18 protein-coding genes and 1 tRNA gene are annotated in these 21,486 nt (G+C 51.5%); 14 read left to right on the top strand and 5 right to left on the bottom strand.

The features are described from left to right. Window positions 1-9: 9 nt before the first annotated feature. A complete protein-coding gene (locus NQ534_RS20490) occupies window positions 10-1,395 on the bottom strand; it encodes an MATE family efflux transporter (protein ID WP_006861807.1) in 1,386 nt (461 codons plus the stop codon). 322 nt (window positions 1,396-1,717) lie between these two features. Between NQ534_RS20490 and recA the strand changes: the two genes are divergently transcribed. The 5 genes from recA to NQ534_RS20465 all read left to right on the top strand — a co-directional run bounded on the left by recA (window position 1,718) and on the right by NQ534_RS20465 (window position 8,944). Continuing rightward, window positions 1,718-2,881 (top strand): recombinase RecA, encoded by a 1,164-nt coding sequence (gene recA, locus NQ534_RS20485; RefSeq protein ID WP_006861809.1) that lies wholly within the window; start codon window positions 1,718-1,720, stop codon window positions 2,879-2,881. Between the two features lie 6 nt (window positions 2,882-2,887). Further along, complete coding sequence (locus tag NQ534_RS20480; RefSeq protein ID WP_006861810.1) at window positions 2,888-3,349, top strand: regulatory protein RecX; 462 nt, start codon at window positions 2,888-2,890, stop codon at window positions 3,347-3,349. A gap of 54 nt (window positions 3,350-3,403) precedes the next feature. Next, a complete protein-coding gene (locus tag NQ534_RS20475) occupies window positions 3,404-6,259 on the top strand; it encodes a YfhO family protein (protein WP_050778302.1) in 2,856 nt (951 codons plus the stop codon). A gap of 105 nt (window positions 6,260-6,364) precedes the next feature. After that, window positions 6,365-7,861 carry a ribonuclease Y gene (gene rny, locus NQ534_RS20470; protein ID WP_242655347.1) on the top strand — a complete coding sequence of 499 codons (1,497 nt, stop codon included), beginning with the start codon at window positions 6,365-6,367 and terminating at the stop codon, window positions 7,859-7,861. Between the two features lie 111 nt (window positions 7,862-7,972). After that, window positions 7,973-8,944, top strand: coding sequence for a Gfo/Idh/MocA family protein (locus NQ534_RS20465; RefSeq protein ID WP_006861813.1), 972 nt, complete (start codon window positions 7,973-7,975; stop codon window positions 8,942-8,944). A gap of 12 nt (window positions 8,945-8,956) precedes the next feature. On the opposite strand, the gene cysK is transcribed toward NQ534_RS20465, so the two are convergent. After that, window positions 8,957-9,901, bottom strand: coding sequence for a cysteine synthase A (gene cysK, locus NQ534_RS20460; RefSeq protein ID WP_006861815.1), 945 nt, complete (start codon window positions 9,899-9,901; stop codon window positions 8,957-8,959). 282 nt (window positions 9,902-10,183) lie between these two features. Here cysK and NQ534_RS20455 point away from each other — a divergent pair, with 282 nt between their 5' ends. From NQ534_RS20455 to NQ534_RS20435, 5 genes are all read left to right on the top strand, one after another. Next, entirely contained in the window at window positions 10,184-10,678 is a 495-nt protein-coding gene (locus NQ534_RS20455; protein ID WP_040783157.1) for an NUDIX hydrolase, read from the top strand. 117 nt (window positions 10,679-10,795) lie between these two features. Continuing rightward, the gene (locus NQ534_RS20450; RefSeq protein ID WP_006861818.1) at window positions 10,796-11,914 is read left to right on the top strand and encodes a DUF4317 domain-containing protein; all 1,119 of its coding nucleotides are present in this window, start codon (window positions 10,796-10,798) and stop codon (window positions 11,912-11,914) included. 66 nt (window positions 11,915-11,980) lie between these two features. Continuing rightward, window positions 11,981-13,510: a Y-family DNA polymerase gene (locus NQ534_RS20445; protein WP_006861819.1), complete on the top strand. Its 1,530-nt coding sequence runs from the start codon at window positions 11,981-11,983 to the stop codon at window positions 13,508-13,510. Beyond that, window positions 13,507-13,905: a hypothetical protein gene (locus tag NQ534_RS20440; RefSeq protein ID WP_006861820.1), complete on the top strand. Its 399-nt coding sequence runs from the start codon at window positions 13,507-13,509 to the stop codon at window positions 13,903-13,905. Before NQ534_RS20445 ends, NQ534_RS20440 begins: the two co-directional genes overlap by 4 nt. A gap of 165 nt (window positions 13,906-14,070) precedes the next feature. Continuing rightward, window positions 14,071-14,370, top strand: coding sequence for a hypothetical protein (locus NQ534_RS20435; RefSeq protein ID WP_006861822.1), 300 nt, complete (start codon window positions 14,071-14,073; stop codon window positions 14,368-14,370). Window positions 14,371-14,449: 79 nt separating this feature from the next. Here NQ534_RS20435 and NQ534_RS20430 read toward each other — a convergent pair. Beyond that, window positions 14,450-14,523: transfer RNA gene (locus NQ534_RS20430), tRNA-Arg, on the bottom strand. 149 nt (window positions 14,524-14,672) lie between these two features. Between NQ534_RS20430 and hydF the strand changes: the two genes are divergently transcribed. Both hydF and NQ534_RS20420 read left to right on the top strand, forming a co-directional pair. Further along, a complete protein-coding gene (gene hydF, locus NQ534_RS20425; RefSeq protein WP_040783159.1) occupies window positions 14,673-15,872 on the top strand; it encodes a [FeFe] hydrogenase H-cluster maturation GTPase HydF in 1,200 nt (399 codons plus the stop codon). Between the two features lie 14 nt (window positions 15,873-15,886). Continuing rightward, complete coding sequence (locus tag NQ534_RS20420; protein WP_006861824.1) at window positions 15,887-16,834, top strand: SseB family protein; 948 nt, start codon at window positions 15,887-15,889, stop codon at window positions 16,832-16,834. On the opposite strand, the gene NQ534_RS20415 is transcribed toward NQ534_RS20420, so the two are convergent. Beyond that, the gene (locus NQ534_RS20415; RefSeq protein ID WP_040783063.1) at window positions 16,773-17,603 is read right to left on the bottom strand and encodes a tRNA 2-thiocytidine biosynthesis TtcA family protein; all 831 of its coding nucleotides are present in this window, start codon (window positions 17,601-17,603) and stop codon (window positions 16,773-16,775) included. The genes NQ534_RS20420 and NQ534_RS20415 overlap by 62 nt on opposite strands. 314 nt (window positions 17,604-17,917) lie before the next feature. Between NQ534_RS20415 and hydG the strand changes: the two genes are divergently transcribed. Both hydG and NQ534_RS20405 read left to right on the top strand, forming a co-directional pair. Continuing rightward, the gene (gene hydG / locus NQ534_RS20410; protein ID WP_040783066.1) at window positions 17,918-19,336 is read left to right on the top strand and encodes a [FeFe] hydrogenase H-cluster radical SAM maturase HydG; all 1,419 of its coding nucleotides are present in this window, start codon (window positions 17,918-17,920) and stop codon (window positions 19,334-19,336) included. 106 nt (window positions 19,337-19,442) lie between these two features. Further along, window positions 19,443-20,840, top strand: a complete 1,398-nt coding sequence (locus NQ534_RS20405; protein WP_006861828.1) for a Sapep family Mn(2+)-dependent dipeptidase — start codon at window positions 19,443-19,445, stop codon at window positions 20,838-20,840. A 136-nt stretch (window positions 20,841-20,976) separates the two neighbouring features. Here NQ534_RS20405 and NQ534_RS20400 read toward each other — a convergent pair whose 3' ends face one another. After that, the gene (locus NQ534_RS20400) at window positions 20,977-21,441 is read right to left on the bottom strand and encodes a DUF4358 domain-containing protein (protein ID WP_006861829.1); all 465 of its coding nucleotides are present in this window, start codon (window positions 21,439-21,441) and stop codon (window positions 20,977-20,979) included. Window positions 21,442-21,486: the final 45 nt, after the last annotated feature.

Here is a 21,486-nt window from a genome sequence, read left to right as displayed (position 1 = left end):
GAACGTTTTTTAGTTATCTACAATCGTGTTCAGCCAGATGCCCTTTTTGACGAGCACAAAACCGATAATGCATTTGAGCAGCTCGGATGCCTGCACCACCAGATAGACCAGCACGACCGGCAGGTCCGTAAAATGGCAGAGGCAGTAGGCAATCGGAATATTGACGACCCATACATAAAAGCAATCAAAGAAAAAGGTGAGCAGCGTCTTGCCGCCGGAGCGCAGGGTAAAATAAGTAGCGTTCGTAAAGGCGGGCAGAAACATCAGCAGGGCAGTCACCAGAATCAGCTCTCCGGCGAGTGTGCGCACCTCCGGCGTGGTGTTATAAAACTGCGGAAATACGTCGTGAAAAGCAGCCATCACAAGCCCGGTCGCCAGACTGCAGAGCACCGAAAAAACAGTCATGCGGCTGGCGGCAGTCTTTGCTTCCTCGGTTTTTCCGGCTCCGAGAAGCTGCCCGACGAGGATGGAGACCGTATTTCCCATCGCGATAAATACGATATTAAAAATATTTGACAGGGTACTGTTAATATTCATGGCGGCAATCACCGACAATCCGCGGATAGAATAGCATTGCAGCAGCATCGCCATAGCGCCGGACCACAGCGTTTCGTTTAAAAGCAGCGGAGTCCCTTTCGCAATCATATCGCGCGTCAGCTTTGCCGGAATACGCGCGGACTGGTAAAGACCGACAATATAGCGGTTTTTCTCGCGGTGACGGTGCGTCCAGCTGACAACGATCAGGCATTCCGCAAAGCGGGAGACGACGGTTGCGATTGCGGCTCCGGTGACGCCAAGTTCCGGTGCGCCGAAGTGCCCGAAAATAAGAATATAATTCAGACAGAGATTAATCAGCACTGCGATGATCCCGGCTTTCATCGGCAGCATGGTCTCCCCGTTTTCGCGCAGGGTGGAGGCATATACGTTGGTGAGACAGAAGGGGATCAGCCCGACCATCATGACCGAAAGATAACTTCTGCCGTACTGCAGGGCGCGCACGGCATCGCCCGCCTCCGCCTGTCCCTTCAGATACAGTCCGATCAGAAAGCTGCCGCCGAAACCGAAAATAAGGAGCGCCAGGACGGAAATCAGCGCACCGATCCAGAGCTTAAAGCGCATGGTATAGCGGATGCCCTGCTGGTCGCCCTTGCCGACGAACTGCGCCGTAAAGATTCCGGCGCCGGAGGTCCCGCCAAACAGACAGAGATTGTAGACAAAGATGAGCTGGTTGACGATGGAGACGCTGGACATCTGTACCGTCCCGACCTGTCCGACCATGATATTATCGAGCAGAGCCACGAAATTTGTGATGGCGTTCTGCACCATAATCGGGATGGCGACGGTGAGCATGGAACGGTAAAATTTGCGGTCTCCAAAATATTTACTCCAATTCATAGGTCCTTATTTCCTTTCTGACGGTATTTCCGGCAGAGCATATCATGTGCCCGCCAGGCTGCGGATGTGTGCTGCCGGATTTTGCAGGAAGATTCTTCCTGCGTGAGCGTAAGAAGTAGTTTATCATAATTCTTCCGGAACTTCAATAGAAAATTATATATTATAAGTGTTGAAAAATGACATGATTTGTGATATATTAAATGCGGGCGCAAAAAAGCTCTGCACAGGGGAAATTTGTATGAAATAACAGTTGACATTTCTGCAAAAATACGATAGTATGAGAAAAGAAAAACGAACATAAGTTCGTATAAGGAGAGAAGAAATGATAAAAGAAGAAAAAATGAAAGCTTTGGACGCAGCTCTTTCCCAGATTGAGAAGCAGTTTGGAAAAGGCTCCGTTATGAAATTAGGAGATTCCGGAAAAAATTTAAACGTGGAGACGGTTCCCACGGGTTCCCTGAGCCTGGATATCGCACTGGGGCTCGGAGGCATTCCGAAGGGACGTATCGTGGAGATTTACGGACCGGAATCCAGCGGTAAGACCACCGTTGCCCTGCATATGGTGGCAGAGGTGCAGAAGAGGGGCGGCGTTGCCGGATTTATCGATGCGGAGCATGCGCTTGACCCCGTATATGCTTCCAGAATCGGCGTGGATATCGACAATCTCTACATATCCCAGCCGGACAATGGAGAGCAGGCGATGGAGATCACCGAGACGCTGGTGCGTTCCGGCGCGGTGGACATCATTATTGTGGACTCCGTGGCAGCACTTGTCCCCAAGGCGGAGATCGACGGCGATATGGGAGATTCCCACGTCGGTCTGCAGGCGCGGCTGATGTCCCAGGCGCTCAGAAAGCTCACAGCAGTCATCAGTAAATCGAACTGTATCGTAATCTTTATCAACCAGCTCCGTGAAAAAATCGGTGTGATGTTCGGCAATCCGGAGACGACCACCGGCGGACGGGCATTGAAATTCTATTCCTCCATCCGTCTGGATGTCCGCAAGGGCGAGGCGCTGAAGCAGGCGGGAGAGGTTATCGGCAACCACACCAGAATCAAGGTCGTGAAAAACAAAATCGCTCCGCCCTTCAAGGAAGCAGAGTTTGATATTATGTTCGGACAGGGTATCTCAAGAGAGGGTGATATCATTGACCTGGCGGCTAATATCGGTGTAATCAATAAGAGCGGCGCGTGGTATGCCTACAATGATGCGAAAATCGGACAGGGCAGAGAAAATGCAAAAGCCTACCTGCGGGAGAATCCTGCCATTATGGACGAGGTAGAGGCGAAGGTGCGCGAGCATTACGGGCTTCCGGTCGATAAAAAGCCGTCTGAGGAAAAGCCGGCGGACGCGGCAGAAAAAAAGGCGGGTGATGCTGCGGAAAAAAAGGCGGCGGATGCATCTGAGAAGAGGTCTGCCGACAACGGCGGGAAAAATCCGGGGGATGCCGCAGGCAGAAAATCTGCAGACGCAGCCGGAGAGTAAGCCGCGATGGGATATGATTTGCAAAAGCGGGCAAAGCTGCGCTGTATGCATCTGCTGGAACGCAGGGATTATACGGAAAAACAGTTAAGAGACAAGCTGCGCATGGGAAAGACGCAGTACCCGCCGGAGGTCATTGATGCGGCTGTCGAGTACGTGAAGGGTTATCATTATGTGGATGATGCCCGTTATGCAAGGCAGTATGTGGAATGCATGAAGGTAAAAAAGAGCCGCCGGCAGATTGAGCAGGAGCTGTATCTGCGCGGTGTGGAGCGCAGTCTGGTGGAAGCGGCCTTTGAGGAGACGGAGAGTGTCCCGGAGGAAGTTCTGATACAGGGCTGGCTGGAAAAGCGTCATTACCGCCCGGAAGACGCAGAAGAGGGGGAACGGCGCCGCATGTATGCGTTCCTTGCAAGAAAAGGCTTTTCGGGCGCCGCCATTGCGCGTGCCCTGAGGGTGGATGATGAATAAAACATATCTGCTGTGCTGCTTACCGTTTCCGGGGCATTGTTTTAGAAGTTGACTTTGTACCTGAAGAGAAGCTATAATCAATATCATCCGGGTACTCTGCCGGTCTGCGGCGGGGACAAAAACGGAAATTTCCGGAGTTTCGGAGGAAAAGCAGGGATGCAGAGCAAAATTGCCACAGGTGGCGTAACGACAGCACAGAAGCAGGATGCCCCGCGGGAAGAAGATAACGCGGTGAAGCAGGAGAGCAGCCAGGAGGAAGCTTCTGTGCGGCGCGGGAAAACAGCACTTTCCGGATATGCGATGTACACGGTTCTGTTTTTTGTCACCGTGTCCACCATACTCATTTATTTCTGGAAGTATCATAAATCAATGGTATGGGACTGTGACGGTGTGTACCAGCATTTTAACAGTTTCGTATATTATGGGAAATACCTGAGGGAGATTCTGAAGAATCTCTGGGAGAATCATACGCTGTCTGTGCCGATGTGGGATATGAGCATCGGTTACGGAGCGGACATTCTGACGACACTGAATTATTATGCTATCGGGGACCCGCTGGCGCTTCTCTCGGTGTTTGCGTCGCCGGAGAAAGCGGAATATATGTATGCGTTTGTGGTGGTGCTGCGGCTGTATCTGGCAGGATTCAGTTTCCTGCTGTACTGCCGGTATCATAAAAATGAGAATGTGCCGTCTGTTCTTGGGGCGCTGACCTACTGTTTTTCCGGCTTCGCCCTGTTTGTTTTTTCACGTCATCCGGCGTTTGTTAATCCGATGGTATACTTTCCGCTGATACTTATCGGTATCGATAAGATTTTTAGCGGGGAAAAGCCGTGGCTGTTTATCTGGATGACGGCTGTTTCCGCCATCAGCAACTTTTATTTCTTCTATATGATCTGTGTGCTGATGTTTCTTTATGCGGTAGTACGCTACATAAAGCTTTTTGGAGGAATCCGCCTGAAGGAGCTGCTCGGATGGCTGCTGAAATTTATCGGGTACTTTGCTGTTGGAATCGGAATTGCGGCGGTCACATTTCTGCCCTCGGCAATGTACGTCCTGAACACCGGACGTATGGAGGCGGGCAACAGTGTGCCTGCACTGTATCCGCTTTCCTATTACGGAAGGCTGGCGGGAGATTTCTTCTGCGTGGATTATACCTCGCCGGGAAGCCGGTATTATACGGTACTTGGTCTGGTTCCCCTTCTGCTGGCGGCGGTTTTTGTACTGCTTGTGAAGAGGAAGAAAAACACGGATTTAAAGGCGGGCTTTTTCCTGCTTACCGTATTTTTGCTTTTTCCGTTTTTCGGTCATGTGCTCAACGGGTTTTCATATGTGTCAAACCGCTGGATATGGGGATACGATATGCTGCTCTCCTATATACTTGTCAGGGTATATCCGCAGCTCTTCCGGCTTGATAAAACGGAGAAAAGAGTGGTACTGCTTCTGGCGGTCCTCTATGGCGCGGTTGTTCTGCTGATTCCCGGACACGGTACAGCACACAGCCGGATCGCAGTTGCGATGCTGGTGATTTTGTGTGCCGTGATTGCGCTGTGCGGTTCTTTAAAGAACCGGCGGTGGATGACCGTATTTTTTTATGCGATGACGATCGGCGGGGTGGGGCTGAACGCCTGGTTTCTGTATTCTCCGCAGCAGACAGATTACATCGGTACCTTCCGCACGGCGGGAAGACCCTATAAAATGCTGACGACGGCAAGCGAATGCTATCCGGTGAAGGAGCTTGGGGATACCGGGGATTTTTACCGGTATGATTCTTACGGAATCGTCGCACATGAGAATACGGCGATGCAGACCCGGATGTACGGCACGGATTTTTATTTCAGCGTATCAAACGGGAATGTGAACAGGTTTTTTGATGAACTGGGAGTCTGCATCCGGGTGGAGCAGATGTATGATAATCTGGACGGGCGGACGATTCTGGACCGTCTGGCGGCAGTGAAATATTTTGTGGTAAAAGAGGGAAAGGAAGCCTTTCTGCCCTATTCTTACGATACAAAGGCGGGCGGAAACGGAAAGTACGCGGTCTATGAAAGCGGGGATATCCTCCCGTTTGGTTATACCTATGCCTTTGCTGTTTCACCGGAGCAGTTTGCCGCTCTGACACCGGCGCAGAAGCAGCAGGCGCTCCTGCAGGGAGCAGTTGCAGAAGAGAGCAGCCTGCCGGAAGCAAAGCTTGTTTTTAATGACCAGGAGCCGCAGATTACCGTCACGGCGGGCGAAGGGGTACAGGTGAATGGAAATACTTTTACGGTATCCCATGATGGCGCTGCAGTTACGCTTGATTTTACCGGCGTCGGAGACAGTGAAACATATCTTATGCTGGAGCATGTGGTCTATGAGGGAAGCGCGGATAATTTTTCGCTGCTTGTAACTATGGGCAGTACGGAAAAGAAAATCCCGGTTTATACGCCGCGGCACAGCTTTTACAGCGGGAAAGATGATTTTATGTGCAACCTGGGCTATAATATAGAGCCGCAGACACAGATTACCCTGAAGTTTTCCAAAGCAGGTACCTATACACTGGATGATTTGTATGTGGTATGCCAGCCGGTGGAAAATATTGACGGACAGACGGAAAAGCTGCGTGCGGATGTTCTGCAGGAGACAGAATTTTCCGACAACCGGATTACGGGAAGCATATCCCTGGATTCACCCAAAATGCTGGTGCTTCCGATGGCGTACAGCGATGGCTGGAGCGCTTACGTGGACGGCGCCCCGCAGAAGCTGCAGGGTGTGAATCTGATGTACACCGGACTTGAGCTGGAGCCGGGAGAGCATTCGGTGGAGCTGGTATATCAGACGCCTTATCTGAAGACGGGTATATTGATTTCACTTTTCAGCATATGTGTGTTTTTCAGTTTACAATTACTTGACAGAAGAATAAAAACAGTATAAAATTGTTAGTGTTGTAATTGTACAATGAAAATTAAATAAGGAGGTGCTCCTGTGAGTGCAGTAACGATTGTTATCTGTGTCGCAGTCGCCTTGCTTGCAGCAGCTATTAGCTGGTTTGCTGCGCTTGCCTACCGGAAAAATGTGGTAGAAAAAACGATAGGCAGCGCGGAAGATAAAGCCAGGGACATAATAGATGATGCATTGAAAGTCGCAGAGACGAAAAAGCGCGAAGCACTGCTTGAAGCGAAAGAAGAGTCCATGAATCGCAAAAACGAGCTGGACCGGGAAACAAAAGAGCGCAGAGCAGAGCTGCAGAAGTATGAACGGCGCGTATTATCAAAGGAAGAAGCCATTGATAAAAAGTCTGATGCACTGGAGAAACGCGAGACGGGTCTGACAGCCAGAGAAGAAGAGTTAAAGCGAAAAAGTGTCGAGATTGAGCAGATTCACGACAGAAAAATGCAGGAACTGGAGCGAATCTCAGGTTTAACCTCCGAGCAGGCAAAAGACTATCTGTTAAAAACTGTTGAAGACGAAGTGAAAAGCGATGCCGCCAGACTTTACAAAGAGCTGGAGAGCAGAGCAAAAGAAGAAGCAGGTAAGAAAGCAAAGGAATATGTAGCGACTGCGATTCAGCGTTGTGCGGCTGACCATGTTGCAGAAACTACAATTTCCGTGGTGCAGCTCCCAAGTGATGAGATGAAGGGACGGATTATCGGACGTGAAGGACGAAATATCCGTACACTCGAAACGATGACAGGCGTCGACCTTATTATCGACGATACACCGGAAGCGGTAATTCTGTCCAGCTTTGACCCTATCAGAAGAGAAGTGGCCAGAATTGCACTGGAAAAGCTGATTGTGGACGGACGTATTCATCCGGCCAGAATCGAAGAAATGGTTGAGAAAGCACAAAAAGAAGTAGAAACAATGATTCGCGAGGAAGGCGAAGCAGCAGCTTTAGAGGTAGGGGTACATGGAATCCACCCGGAGCTGATACGTCTGCTGGGCAGAATGAAATTCCGCACCAGCTATGGTCAGAACGCACTCAAGCATTCTGTAGAGGTTGCGCATCTGGCAGGCTTATTGGCAGGGGAAATCGGTTTGGACGTTCGCATGGCGAAACGTGCCGGTTTATTGCATGACATTGGCAAATCCATCGACCATGAAGTGGACGGCTCCCATATACAGATTGGGGCAGACCTCTGTAGAAAATACAAAGAGTCGCAGACCGTCATCAATGCAGTGGAAGCCCATCATGGCGATGTAGAACCAGAAACCTTAATTGCATGTATTGTGCAGGCGGCAGACACAATTTCGGCTGCGCGCCCGGGTGCAAGAAGAGAAACACTGGAAACATATACCAACAGATTAAAACAGTTAGAGGATATTTCAAATGCCTTCAAAGGCGTTGACAAATCGTTTGCTATTCAGGCAGGTAGAGAGATTCGAGTTATGGTTGTTCCTGAGAAAGTCAGTGATGCGGACATGGTATTGCTGGCAAGGGATATTTCAAAACAGATTGAAGCTGAACTGGAATATCCGGGACAGATTAAAGTCAGCGTAATCCGCGAATCACGCGCGGTAGATTACGCAAAGTAAGAGAGAAGTTATTGCGAACGGAGTGAACAGTAACAGAGTGAAACCCCAGACATTCCAAAATCAGAGATGAGGGATGTTTGGGGTTTTATATTATAACAGGAGGAAAAAAGTATGAAAATGGGAATTCTGGGTGCCGGAAATATTGCCGGTACAATGGCAAAAACAATTCGGGAAATGCCGCAGGTACAGTCCTGGGCAGTGGCGTCAAGAAGTCTGGAGCGGGCGCAGGCGTTTGCCGGGGAGTATGGCTTTGCACATGCTTACGGCTCCTATGAGGAGCTGGTATCCGATCCGGAGGTGGATCTGATTTACGTTGCAACGCCGCATTCGCATCATTATGAGCACATGAAGCTCTGCATTGCGCACGGAAAAAATGTGCTGACGGAAAAATCGTTTACGCAGAACGCTGCGCAGGCAAAGGAAGTGCTGAAAATGGCGGAAGCGAAGGGCGTTCTGGTGACGGAGGCAATCTGGACGAGATACATTCCGATGCGGCGGACACTGGACGAAGTGCTGGAGAGCGGGATAATCGGTACCCCGCATTCGCTGTATGCCACACTTTCCTATCCGCTCACGCATGTGAAACGCATGACAGAGCCGGCGCTGGCTGGCGGGGCGCTGCTTGACATCGGCGTCTACACGCTGAACTTTGCCTCGATGGTTTTCGGAGACAGTATCCGGGAGGTGAAGGCGTCCGCAGTATTGACGGACCGCGGGCTGGATGCGGCGGACAGCATTACGCTCATTTATGAGGATGGAAGGATGGCAGTGCTTCACAGCGATATGCGGGCAGGCTGCAACCGTGAGGGAGCAATTTACGGGGACAAGGGTTATATCATGGTGCGCAATATCAATAACTGTGAAGGTATCTGCGTTTATAACCTGGAGCATCAGATGATTGCGGAATATAAAACGCCGGAACAGATTACCGGCTATGAATACGAGGTGGAGGCGTGTATGCGCGCACTGGAAAACGGCAAAAAAGAGTGCCCGGAAATGCCGCATACAGAAACCATACGTATGATGGAACTGATGGACAATATCCGTGCACAGATTGGGGTTGTTTACCCGAACGAAAAATAAAAATCATCCAGCTTATTCGTTTTCAAACAGCGGGGTGGAGAAGTAACGCTCGGCGGTGTCCGGAAGGACGGTGACAACCGTCTTTCCCCTGCCGAGTTTTCCGGCAAGCTTCAGTGCGGCGGCCACGTTCGTTCCGCTGGAGATACCGCACATAATTCCCTCCAGGCGCGCGAGATCCCTGGAGGTTTTAAGCGCCTCCTCGTCCGAGACAATATAGATATCGTCATAAATTTCACGGTTTAAAATATCGGGGATAACGCCGTCTCCGATGCCCATCTGCAGATGGGTGCCGATGGTGCCGCCAGCCAGAATCGCTGCATTTTCCGGCTCCACAGCCCAGATGACCATGTCGGGATTTTTGCTTTTCAGCACTTCGCCGATGCCGGTGATGGTGCCGCCAGTGCCAATGCCGGAGCAGAAGCCGTGAATCGGACCGTCAACCTGTTCGAGGATTTCAAGCGCTGTATGATTGCGGTGCGCCATCGGGTTTGCCGGATTTTCAAACTGCTGGGGAACGTAGACGCTGGGATTTTCCGCCGCCATACGGAGCGCCGTCTGCAGACACTCCTCGATGCAGGCGCCGATATTGCCGGCGTCATGAATAAGCACCACCTCGGCGCCGTAGTGGCGCACCAGCTTTCTGCGCTCTTCGCTGACGGAATCCGGCATAATGATGATGGTGCGATAGCCTTTGACTGCGCCCACCAGCGCAAGACCGATTCCCTGGTTGCCGCTTGTCGGCTCGACAATAATCGTGTCTTTATTTATAAGACCGCGCTCCTCGGCGTCACAGATCATATTATAGGCGGTGCGGGTCTTGATAGAGCCGCCCACGTTCAGCCCCTCAAATTTCACAAGAATTTCCGCGTTTTCCGGGCTGTTTATTTTGCCGAGACGGATGACGGGGGTATGACCGAGCGCTTCCAGAATATTTTCATAAATCATCTTATTTACCATGCCGCAGACGCGGCATCCTTTCTCTTTCTATAATAAGAATTTCCTGAATGACGGGATGAATGGAATCATCACAACATCTCTTATACTATATGCCACGCGGGATTGCACTGTCAAGTATTTCCGGCACACCCGCTGGCAAATTTAATGACGGTATTTCTGTTCACTCCATTTGCAAATCCGCTTAAAATTCGCTTCGCGAATGGGATTGCGCGGCAGGATAAAAATCATTATAATAGACAGGTGGAAAAATGTGAAGAGTACACGGCAGAAAAGGAGAGAAATATGGGACTGACAACGCTTTGCTATATAGAAAATGAAAATGCGTATCTGATGCTGCACCGGGTTTCGAAAAAACACGATGTAAATAAGGACAAATGGATCGGCGTCGGCGGACACTTTGAAAAGGATGAAAGCCCGGAGGAATGTCTGCTGCGGGAAGTGAAGGAGGAAACGAATCTGACACTTACCAGATACCGTCTGCGGGGAATCGTGACCTTTGTCTGCGCCGGATGGGAGACAGAATATATGTTTCTGTACACGGCGAACGGTTATGAGGGAGAAATAACGGACTGCGATGAGGGAAAGCTGGAGTGGGTGAAAAAAACAGAGCTGCACCGGCTGAATCTCTGGGAAGGGGATTATATCTTCTTCCGTCTGATTGAGGAGGAAAAGCCATTTTTTTCTCTGAAGCTGGAATATGAGGGCGACCGCCTGAAGCGCGCCTGCCTGGACGGAGAAGAGCTGCCGGTATCCGGAAACGAAACGACCGCCATCTGATGAAAATAATCGCGGGAACGATCTGGCGGCTGCGGATGCAGGAAAAAAGGTCACAGGAGCGAACCGACCCGCCGTCTGATATGAAAAAACGGTTACAGGAAAGAAAAGGGGTAGAATATGAATAAGAAAGAAATTGCAGAGATAAAAAAACAGTACACACAGGAGCGCTGTCCTATCAGCCGTATCTGCGGCTGTTATGTCGACGGGGAGAAGAACAAAAAAACACAGTTCCGGGAAGCGTTTTTATCATTGCCGGAGGAAGAATTTTTTAAATATCTGAATATTTTCCGCAAGGCGATTTCCGGAACAATCGGCAAAAATCTGCTGAACATGGAATTTCCGCTGGAGACAGAAAAGGAAAACGGCACGCAGGCGACGCTCATGAAGCTGAAATATTCGGGGCTGCAGGACGATGGCGTACTGGAAGAATTTTATGATAAGATTATTGAAACCTATGAATACACAGGGAATTATCTAATTTTATTGATGTATGCGGTGTACGACATTCCGGGAAAAGCCTCCGATAATCAGGAGATGTTCGATGCCTCCGACGAGGTTTACGAGCATATCATGTGCTGCATCTGTCCGGTGAATCTGGCGAAGCCCTGTCTGTCGTATAACGAGAAGGAAAACTGTTTTTCCAGCCGCACGCAGGACTGGCTGGTGGAAATGCCGCTGATTGGCTTTCTCTTCCCGGCATTTCATGACCGCAGCGCGGATATTCACAGCCTGCTTTACTACAATCAGAAGCCGGAAATGCCGTGCGGCGATTTTGTGGATAATGTGCTGGGGTGCACGCTTCCGCTGACGGCGGGAAGCCAGAAGGAAACCTTCCAGGCGCTGGTGGAGGAAACACTGGGAGAGGACTGCGATTACGAGACTGTGCGGACAATTCACGAAAACTTAAACGAAATGATTGAGGAGCAGAAGGAGGAGCCGGCGCCGCTTGTACTTGGCAGACAGGAGGTGAAACGGCTGTTTGAGCAGAGCGGCGTTGCTGAAGAAAAAATGTCGCAGTTTGACGAGCGCTTTGAGGAAGCGGCGGGAGAGCAGACCTCCTTCGTGGCGGAAAATGTGGCAAATACCAGAAAATTTGAAATCAAAACAAAGGATGTGATTGTACAGGTCAATCCCGCAAGGAGCGATCTGGTGGAGACGACCGTAATCGACGGCAGAAAATGTCTGGTGATTGCGCTGACGGATGAGGTGGAAGTAAACGGAATTTTGGTAAAATAAAAATTTCCACTTGAAAAATCGAACGAATGTTCTTATAATAAGAACAGGAGGGAGGCTGGAAGCAGGATGCAGGAAAAGAGCCGCACATATATTGCAATCGATTTAAAGTCTTTTTATGCTTCGGTGGAGTGCCGGGAGCGGAATCTTGACCCGATGACGACCAACCTGGTTGTCGCTGACAGAGCGCGGACAGAAAAAACAATCTGCCTTGCCGTGTCGCCCTCACTGAAGGCATATGGGATTCCCGGCAGGCCGCGGCTGTTCGAGGTGGTGCAGAAGGTAAAAGAAATCAATGCCGCGCGCAGAAGAAACGCGCCGGACCACCGCCTGACGGGTTCCTCCTGGAATGATCCGGAGCTGCAGGCGCATCCGGAGCTGGCGCTGGATTATATCGTTGCTCCGCCCAGAATGGAGCATTACATCCAGTACAGTATGCGGATTTACGATGTGTATCTGAAGTACATTGCGCCGGAGGACCAGCATGTCTATTCCATTGATGAGATTTTTCTTGATGTCACGGATTATCTGGGAACCTACGGGCTTTCTGCACGCCAGCTTGCGGAGAAGATTCTCGCGGATGTCTATGAGACGACCGGCATCACGGCGACGGCGGGAATCGGGACGAATCTGTATCTTAGCAAGGTGGCGATGGATATTGTGGCAAAGCACCTGCCGCCGGACAAAAACGGCGCCCGGATTGCAATGCTTGACGAACTGTCGTACCGGAGGCTTCTGTGGGACCACCGCCCGCTCACGGATTTCTGGCGCGTGGGCAGAGGCTATGCCAGAAAGCTGGAAGCTAACGGCATGTTTACGATGGGAGATGTTGCGCGCTGCTCCATTGGAAAGCCGGGGGATTATCACAACGAGGCGCTTCTGTATAAGCTGTTCGGAATCAACGCCGAGCTTCTGATTGACCATGCCTGGGGATGGGAGCCGTGCACCATCGCGGACATCAGAGCGTATAAGCCGGAGACAAACAGTCTCGGAGCCGGACAGGTGCTGCACTGTCCCTACAGTTGCGAAAAGGCGGCGCTCATCGTGCAGGAGATGGCGGACCAGCTTGCCCTGGATCTGGTGGAAAAACGGCTTGTCACTGACCAGATGGTGCTGACAATCGGGTATGATATCGAAAATCTTTCCGACCCGGAGCGGGCAAAAAGCTACCGGGGTGAGATTACGGTGGACCGCTATGGACGCAGGGTTCCGAAGCATGCGCACGGCACCGCCAATCTGCCGGAGCCGACGTCCTCCGCAAAGCGCATCACGGCGGCGGTGATGGAGCTGTACGGCAGAATTACCGATGAAAACCTGCTTGTCCGCAGAATTACGCTTACAGCCAACCATGTGGTGGAGGAAGGACAGGTAAAGCGGGAAGCGCATTATGAGCAGCTTGATCTGTTCACCGATTATGCCGCTCTGGAAAAACAGCAGCGGGAGGAGGAAGCCGCCAGGGAGAAGGAGCGCAAGATACAGCAGGCGATGCTCGATATCAGAAACAAATATGGCAAAAACGCCATTTTAAAAGGGATGAACCTAAAAGAAGGAGCGACAGCCAGAGAGCGCAATGGACAGATTGGAGGACACCGGGCATGAACGAAGAGCGCAGAGAAGCGGCGCGGGAGATAAAAAGGGAGTACGGCGAAACAGCGCAGAATACGGGAAAGCAACGCGGACATACGGCACGGGAGGCAAAAAAAGAATGCGGGGAAACAGCGCAGAATACGGGAAAGCAACGCGGACAGACGGCGCGGGAGGCAGAAAAAGAATGCGGGGAAGCAACGCAGAATGTAGGACAGACGGCGCAGGAACAGAAATGGCGATATGAGGATATACTCTATCTGCCGCATCCGGAGCCGGTCACGCATCCGCGGATGCCGCGGCAGGACCGTGCGGCGCAGTTTGCGCCATTTGCCGCGCTGACAGGACATGGAGAGGCGATAAATGAGACGAGAAAACAGCATGAGCAGCGCTATACTGCGGCGCCGTGAAAAGCCGGCGTGTGCTAAAATGCGTCACGGGAAAGCAGCATGAACCCGCAAATGATGTTTTTCCGGTTTACAACCAGAGATAAATGAGGTAATATAAAGAACAGATGACTTTGCCGGCAGAAAGAAAGGCTGGAGGCACGGCAGGGAAAGGAGCAAAAGAGACAGATGCTGAATCGTTCGAAAACTACGAATATGAATATGTTTCCGCCGGAGCTGAAGGTACAGCTTGTAAATGCGCAGACGCTGGTGGATGAGACGCGCAGGGAAATGAAGGAAAAAAGTCTGGATGTCGATCTGACCGGGAAGCTGCAGCTTCGCGATGACTGCGCATATCTGGAAAAGCTGCTGCACAGGTTTGCAAAGGGCAGGACAAATCCGAAGATGGAGGAAGATTTGAAAAACGGGATGATCCGCCTGCAGACTACCGTTTATAATCTTCTGAGGCGACCGTTCGGGCAGGAATAACATGAATGTTCGCTGGACGTTTTGTCGTATGCATGGCAACAAAAAAAGAAATCTTTTACAAGATTTCTTTTTTGAAAAGCGTGCGTTAGAAGATTCGAACTCCCGACCTTTTGATCCGTAGTCAAACGCTCTATCCAGCTGAGCTAAACGCACATATTTGGTTTTGTTCGTTCCGAACAGGATATATTCTAGCGCAGTTTGCAGGGATTGTCAATAGATAATTTGAAAAATTTTAAATTTTTTTGCTCTTCGGATGTCGCTGAAGCGTCCGGGGAGACAGGATGATGGAAAGGAAGAAAAGAATGGGAATGAATCAGACCCCGGCGGCAAACCGGGTACATATTGGATTTTTCGGACGCCGCAACGCGGGAAAATCAAGCGTGGTGAACGCGGTAACGAATCAGGAAATCGCAGTGGTATCGGAGGTGCGCGGCACGACGACCGACCCGGTCTATAAAACAATGGAGCTTCTGCCGGTGGGACCGGTCATGATTATCGATACGCCGGGATACGATGACGAGGGAAGCCTTGGAGAGCTGCGCGTGCGCAGGACAAAGCAGGTGCTGAACAAGACGGATGTGGCGGTGCTGGTGGTGGACGCGACTGCGGGCATGACGGAGGTGGAGCGGGAGCTGACGGGAATTTTTGCAAAAAAAGAGATTCCCTATATTATCGCTTACAATAAAGCAGACCTTCTGGAGCGGGTGCCGGAAGCGGGAGCGCATGAGATTTATATCAGCGCACGGGAAAAGAGCAATATATACGAGCTGAAGGAAAAGATTGCTGCCCTCTCAAAAGAGCAGGGGGAAGAAAAAAGACTGGTCGGCGATCTGGTGAAGGCAAACGATTTTGTGGTGCTTGTCACGCCGATCGACAGCGCGGCGCCGAAGGGACGGCTGATTCTGCCGCAGCAGCAGACGATCCGCGATTTGCTGGAGAGCGGGGCAGTCTCGGTGGTGATACGGGAAACGGAGCTGAAGGAAACGCTTGACAGTCTTGGAAAAAAAACGGCGCTGGTCATTACCGACAGCCAGGCATTTGCAAAGGTTTCTGCCGAAACGTCGCCGGATATACCGCTCACCTCCTTCTCCATACTGATGGCGCGCTATAAGGGAACCCTGGAGGCATCCGTGCGCGGAGCGGCGCAGATATCCCGCCTGCAGGAGGGCGATGCCGTGCTGATTGCGGAGGGCTGCACGCATCACCGGCAGTGCGAGGATATCGGAACGGTGAAGCTTCCGCGGTGGCTCAGGGAATTTACAGGCAGAAATCTGCAGTTTTCCTTCACCTCCGGCACAGAATTTCCGGAAGATTTGTCGACATACCGGTTGATTATTCACTGCGGAGGGTGTATGCTAAATGAGCGGGAAATGCGTTACCGCATACAGACCGCGCTGGACGCGGGCGTGCCTGTCACCAATTACGGCACGGCGATTGCCTATATGAACGGCATTCTAAAGAGAAGTCTGGCAGTGCTGCCGGACATTCAAAAATTAATTTAAGTGAGGAACGTAACATGACAAACACGAAACAGGAAGAATTAAAGAAACTACTGGTATCTGCCGATTTCAAAGAAGAAAGCTACGAAAACGTACCGATGCAGGAGCTTATCATTCTGAAAAATTCAGCGGCATCCATGAAAGAAAAAAATGTGAAGGTACAGCAGGCGGCGCTGTTTTTTACAAAGCGTGAGGAATTCTTTTACCATCTGGTGCTGCGCCGCCTGCAGAAGATAGAAACCATTTATACGTTGTTTACCAAAGCGACAAACCTGCCGTACGTATACTGCGACCCGGATACCTGCAGCGACCAGGTATGGATCTTCAGCGAGGAATCCTTTGCGAAGAAGTGCGCGCTGAAGGAGATGCAGAACAAGCGCGAGCTTCTGGTCGTGAAGCTGGAAAATAAGCAGTTCCTTTCCTTTTATATGAGCCTTTTTGCAATGGGAGTGAACGAGCTTCTGCTGGATAACAGCGTAAACAGACTGGCAATCGAGCTGGAAACGCTTGTGCGCAGACCGGATTATTCAAAGCTTGAACCGGAAAAGCAGCCGGTGTTCAATCCGGAGCTGCAGCTTACCGCCATCTACTTTGCGCAGGAGCGCAATATGCCGGAGGAAAACCGCGACAACAGCAGTCTGCGGGACCTGGAGGAGGAAATGCTGGTAAATCTGCACAGAGGAAAGCTTCTGATGCCGGTGCAGGTGCCGGAGGAAAGCGGGGAGAAGGTGCAGGCGCAGGATATGAAGCTGCCGCTCTTAAAGCTGCAGAACGGAAATGCATACCACCCCATCTGCACCGACCCGAACGAATTCCAGAAATTCAATGTGAAAAAACAATTCCGCGCAATCACGGTGGACTGCGCGAAGCTGAAACAGATAATCGGCAAAGAAGTGAAAGGGATTATTCTGAATCCGGCAAGTGTCCGTCTTGCGATTCCGAAGGAGAAGCTGGGACAGGCGTAGCGTCGGGGCCGGTTTTGCAAAGAGGCTGTGATGCGCCAGAACCGCGCAGGACTCTTTCGGGCCAGCCGGAAATGTTTCCGTTTAAGATAGCAGAAAACATGCGCTCCTTGACACCGGGGAAATCCAGGTTGAGCTGGCGCAGCAGATTTTTTGCATATTCGCGCTTTGTATAGCCATCTGCCGGACAGCGGCTTTTTGCCACCGGCAGGTGGTATTTATTTTGAAATCCGATGACATCCGCTTCCGATACAAACATCAGCGGGCGGATGACGGTCAGATCCATGCGGTCCAGATAGGTGCGCGGTGAAAAAGAGTGAAAGCGTCCCTCGAAAATCAGGGAGAGCAGCATCGTCTCAATGATATCGTCCTTATGATGGGCGTAGGCGACCTTGTTGCAGCCATGACCTTTGACCACATCGTTGAGCGCGCCCTTGCGCATTTTTGCGCAGAGCGAGCAGGGATTGCTCTCTTTGCGCTGCTCAAAAACAATGGCGGCAATTTCTGTTTTTACGACAGTATATGGCACCTCCAGCTCATGGCAGAGCGCTTCGATGGCGGTCGTGTCAAAGCCGGGATGACCGAGGTCGACGGTGACGGCTTCCAGCTCAAAATGCTTTGGATAAAAGCGGCGCAGCCCCTGCAGGGCATAGAGCAGCGTCAGACTGTCCTTTCCGCCGGAAATGCCGACGGCGATGCGGTCCCCCTCCTCGATCATCTGATATTCGTCAATCGCTTTTCGTGTCAGACTGTATAATTGCTGCAGCTTCATGGCAGTATACTCCTTTGCGTTTACATTCTTCCGTTAGTTATAGCACAGGGGCGCCTGCGTGTCAATCACGACGCATTTGTTTCTGATATTTGGTCGCTGTGAACGGAGTGAACAGCAGCAGGTAATTCGTCCATGACCGGACTTTTTGCAAAATTTACTATGACCAGGCTGCTGCAAAATTTACATTGTAGCCACTCCGGATTTGTGCTATTCTTATAGGTAGATACAGAAACCAGACGGGTGCCGCGGCAGCATGAAGAGGCTTATAAACGGCGCGGCGGATAACGCCCACGTAAAGAAAAGAGGGAAAAGGGATGTATAATCCAAAATCAATGGTGGCGGAGGAATTTATCAGCCACGAGGAAATTTTAGAGACACTGGAGTATGCCGAAAAGCATAAAACAGATGAAGCGCTGATCCAGCAGATTATCGACAGGGCGAAGGAGCGAAAAGGTCTGTCCCACCGGGAGGCGATGGTGCTGCTTGACTGTGAGCTGGAGGAGAAGAATCAGCAGATCTATGCGCTTGCCGAGCAGATTAAAAAGGATTTTTACGGCAACCGTATCGTGATGTTTGCGCCGCTGTATCTTTCCAATTACTGCATCAACGGCTGCGTGTACTGTCCATATCATCTGAAAAACAAACACATTGCGCGCAAAAAGCTGACGCAGGAGGAAATCCGCAGGGAGGTCATTGCGCTGCAGGATATGGGACACAAGCGTCTGGCGCTGGAGACCGGCGAGGACCCGGTAAATAACCCGATTGAGTACGTGCTGGAGAGCATTAAAACGATTTACAGCATTAAGCACAAAAACGGGGCTATCCGCCGCGTAAACGTCAATATCGCGGCGACGACGGTGGAAAATTACCGCAAGCTGAAGGAAGCCGGCATCGGAACATATATCCTGTTCCAGGAGACCTATCATAAGGAGAGCTATGAGAAGCTTCATCCGACGGGACCGAAGCATAATTACGCATATCACACCGAGGCGATGGACCGCGCGATGGAGGGCGGCATCGACGATGTTGGTATCGGCGTGCTGTTCGGGCTGGAGCTGTACCGCTATGAGTTTGTCGGACTTCTGATGCATGCCGAGCATCTGGAGGCGGTACACGGCGTTGGACCGCACACGATCAGCGTGCCGCGTGTCCGTCGTGCGGATGATATCGACCCGGATTCCTTTGACAATGGCATTGATGATGATACCTTTGCAAAGCTGGTGGCATGTATCCGTATCGCTGTGCCGTACACGGGCATGATCATTTCCACACGTGAGAGCCAGCAGTGCCGTGAGCGCGTGCTGCATCTGGGCGTTTCGCAGATCAGCGGCGGTTCCCGCACCAGCGTGGGCGGCTACGATACGCCGGAGCCGGAGGAGGAAAACTCGGCACAGTTTGATGTCAGCGACAACCGCTCTCTGGATGAGGTGGTAAACTGGCTGATGCGGCTGGGTTACATTCCGAGCTTCTGCACGGCATGCTACCGCGAAGGCAGGACGGGAGACCGTTTTATGAGTCTGTGCAAGAGCGGGCAGATTCAGAACTGCTGTCATCCGAATGCGCTGATGACCTTAAAGGAGTATCTGATAGATTATGCGTCGGAGGATACGAGACGCATCGGCGAGCGGCTGATCGCGGAGGAGATTGAAAAGGTACCGCGGGAGAAAATCCGCGAAATCGCCAGACGCAATCTGGCGGAGATTGAGCAGGGAGAGCGCGATTTCCGTTTCTGACGGCAGATTTTCCGGAATACGCGCGATTTTTACCGGAGCAATCCGGAAAACACATGGGCAAATGTTTTTTTGCCCTGACATCATGAAATTTGGAGGAAAATGAGCAATGCAGAAACAGATTGAGGCATTTATCGACAGCCACAAAGAGGAAATGCTGGAGGATTTAAAAACGCTGGTGCGCATCAACAGTGTCCGCGGGGAGGAAAAGCCCGGCAAGCCTTACGGCGACGGTCCGGCGGAGGTGCTCGCGGCTGCGCAGAAAATGATGGCGGGCTACGGCTTTGCCGTGAAAAACTATGATAACTATGTGGTAACGGGCGATTTTAACGACCGTGAAAAACAGCTTGACATTCTTGCGCATCTGGATGTGGTGCCAGTGACGGAGGACTGGACGGTCACACAGCCGTTTGAGCCAGTCGTCATCGATGGGAAAATTTACGGGCGCGGCACGGCGGACGATAAGGGACCGGCAATCGCGGCGCTGTACGCAATGCGCGCTATCCGTGAGTGCGGTGTGCCGCTTTCCAGGAATGTGCGGCTGATTCTCGGCTCCGACGAGGAGTGCGGCTCCAGCGACCTGGATCATTATTACGGCATCGAGCAGGAGGCGCCGATGAGCTTTACGCCGGATGCGGATTTCCCGGTCATCAATATCGAAAAGGGACGTCTGGCGAAATCCTTTACGGCATCGTTTGCGCATGATGGAGAAGAGGGCGGCAGAGTGCTCGCATTTCATGGCGGCGACAAGGTAAATGTCGTTCCGGCGAATGCCTGGGCGCTTGTGACGGGTGTTCCGCTGGAGACGGTGCAGACGGCTGTCGCCGGGGATGAAAGCGGCGTGCGCTTTACCGTCAGTGAAGAGGAGAGCGGTATCCGGATCACGGCAAAAGGACTTGCCGGCCATGCCTCCACCCCGGAGGTCGGAAGAAATGCCATCTGTGCGCTGCTGGCGCTTCTTGCGGAACTTCCGCTTGTCGATAACGCGCAGAACAATGCATTAAAGGCAGTTTCAGAGTTGTTCCCGTTCGGCGATCTTTGCGGCACGGCTCTCGGCGTTGAGATGGAGGATGAAATTTCCGGAAAAATCACAGTGAACCTCGGCGTGCTGGACTTTGACGGCACATCCCTTAAAGGAATCTTCGACAGCCGTGTGCCAATCTGCGGGAACGACAGCAATGTGACGGCGGTGATTGCTGCAAAGATGCAGGAAAAAGGGCTGTCCCTGGAAGAGGGACCAATGACGCCGCCGCATCACGTACCGGCGGAGAGCGCGTTCGTGCAGACGCTGCTGGCAAGCTATGAAAAATACAGTGGCAAAAAAGGGGAGGCGCGCGCCATCGGCGGCGGCACCTACGTGCACGACCTGGAGCGCGGCGTCGCGTTCGGATGCATGAGCGACGACGTCGACAACCACATGCACGGCGACGATGAATTTATGCTGGTGGATGTGCTGGTGATGAGCGCAAAGATTTTTGCGGATGTGATCTGTAAGCTGTGCAGCTAATGCCAGATTGATGGTCTGCGGTTAATTTATATATAAGGAAATTTAAAGGAATCCGGGGACCTGTGCCTATCGTCTGCAGACAGGCACAGGTCCCCGGATTCCGTTGCAAATTTCTTTATATAAAAGAAGCAGGGTCTTAAAACCCTGCTTCTTTTAATACTTCCTCAGCCTTTGCCGTATCATCCGGCACACAGAAGACTACGTAATTTCCGGCGGATTTAACGATTGCCGAATCCAGCTTTGCCGCTTCCTCCGCATTATAATCGGAAAACAGCGCCGCCTGGTTTTCTGCGCGTGTCTGAAAAAGCTGTTCTGCCTCGGACACGTAATCGCTGCTCTTGCATTTTACAATGGCGATTTCACCGGCATACGCCCCGGAATTTAAGTAGGCGATGCTCTCGTCGATCTTGTCCATATCCATGAAATAGGTGGAAGCGAAAATATCAGAGGAAACCTCCGCCATCTCGCTGGTGATGGATTCCTGCAGACTGGTGGCAAGCTGGTTGATATCCACCGTCACCTCAGAAGATTTCTGTCCGCAGGCGGTCAGTGCGAAGACCAGTACCAGCGCGGTCAGACAAAGCATGATTCTTTTTTTCATAATTTAATACTCCTTTTCCTTTGCATATTTTATTCCCGCGAGGGG

Origin of the sequence: Marvinbryantia formatexigens DSM 14469 (assembly GCF_025148285.1) — a bacterium.
Classification (GTDB): Bacteria; Bacillota; Clostridia; order Lachnospirales; family Lachnospiraceae; genus Marvinbryantia; species Marvinbryantia formatexigens.
The sequence above is the reverse complement of the archived record's forward strand: the minus strand, read 5'-3'. Positions and strand labels throughout refer to the sequence as shown.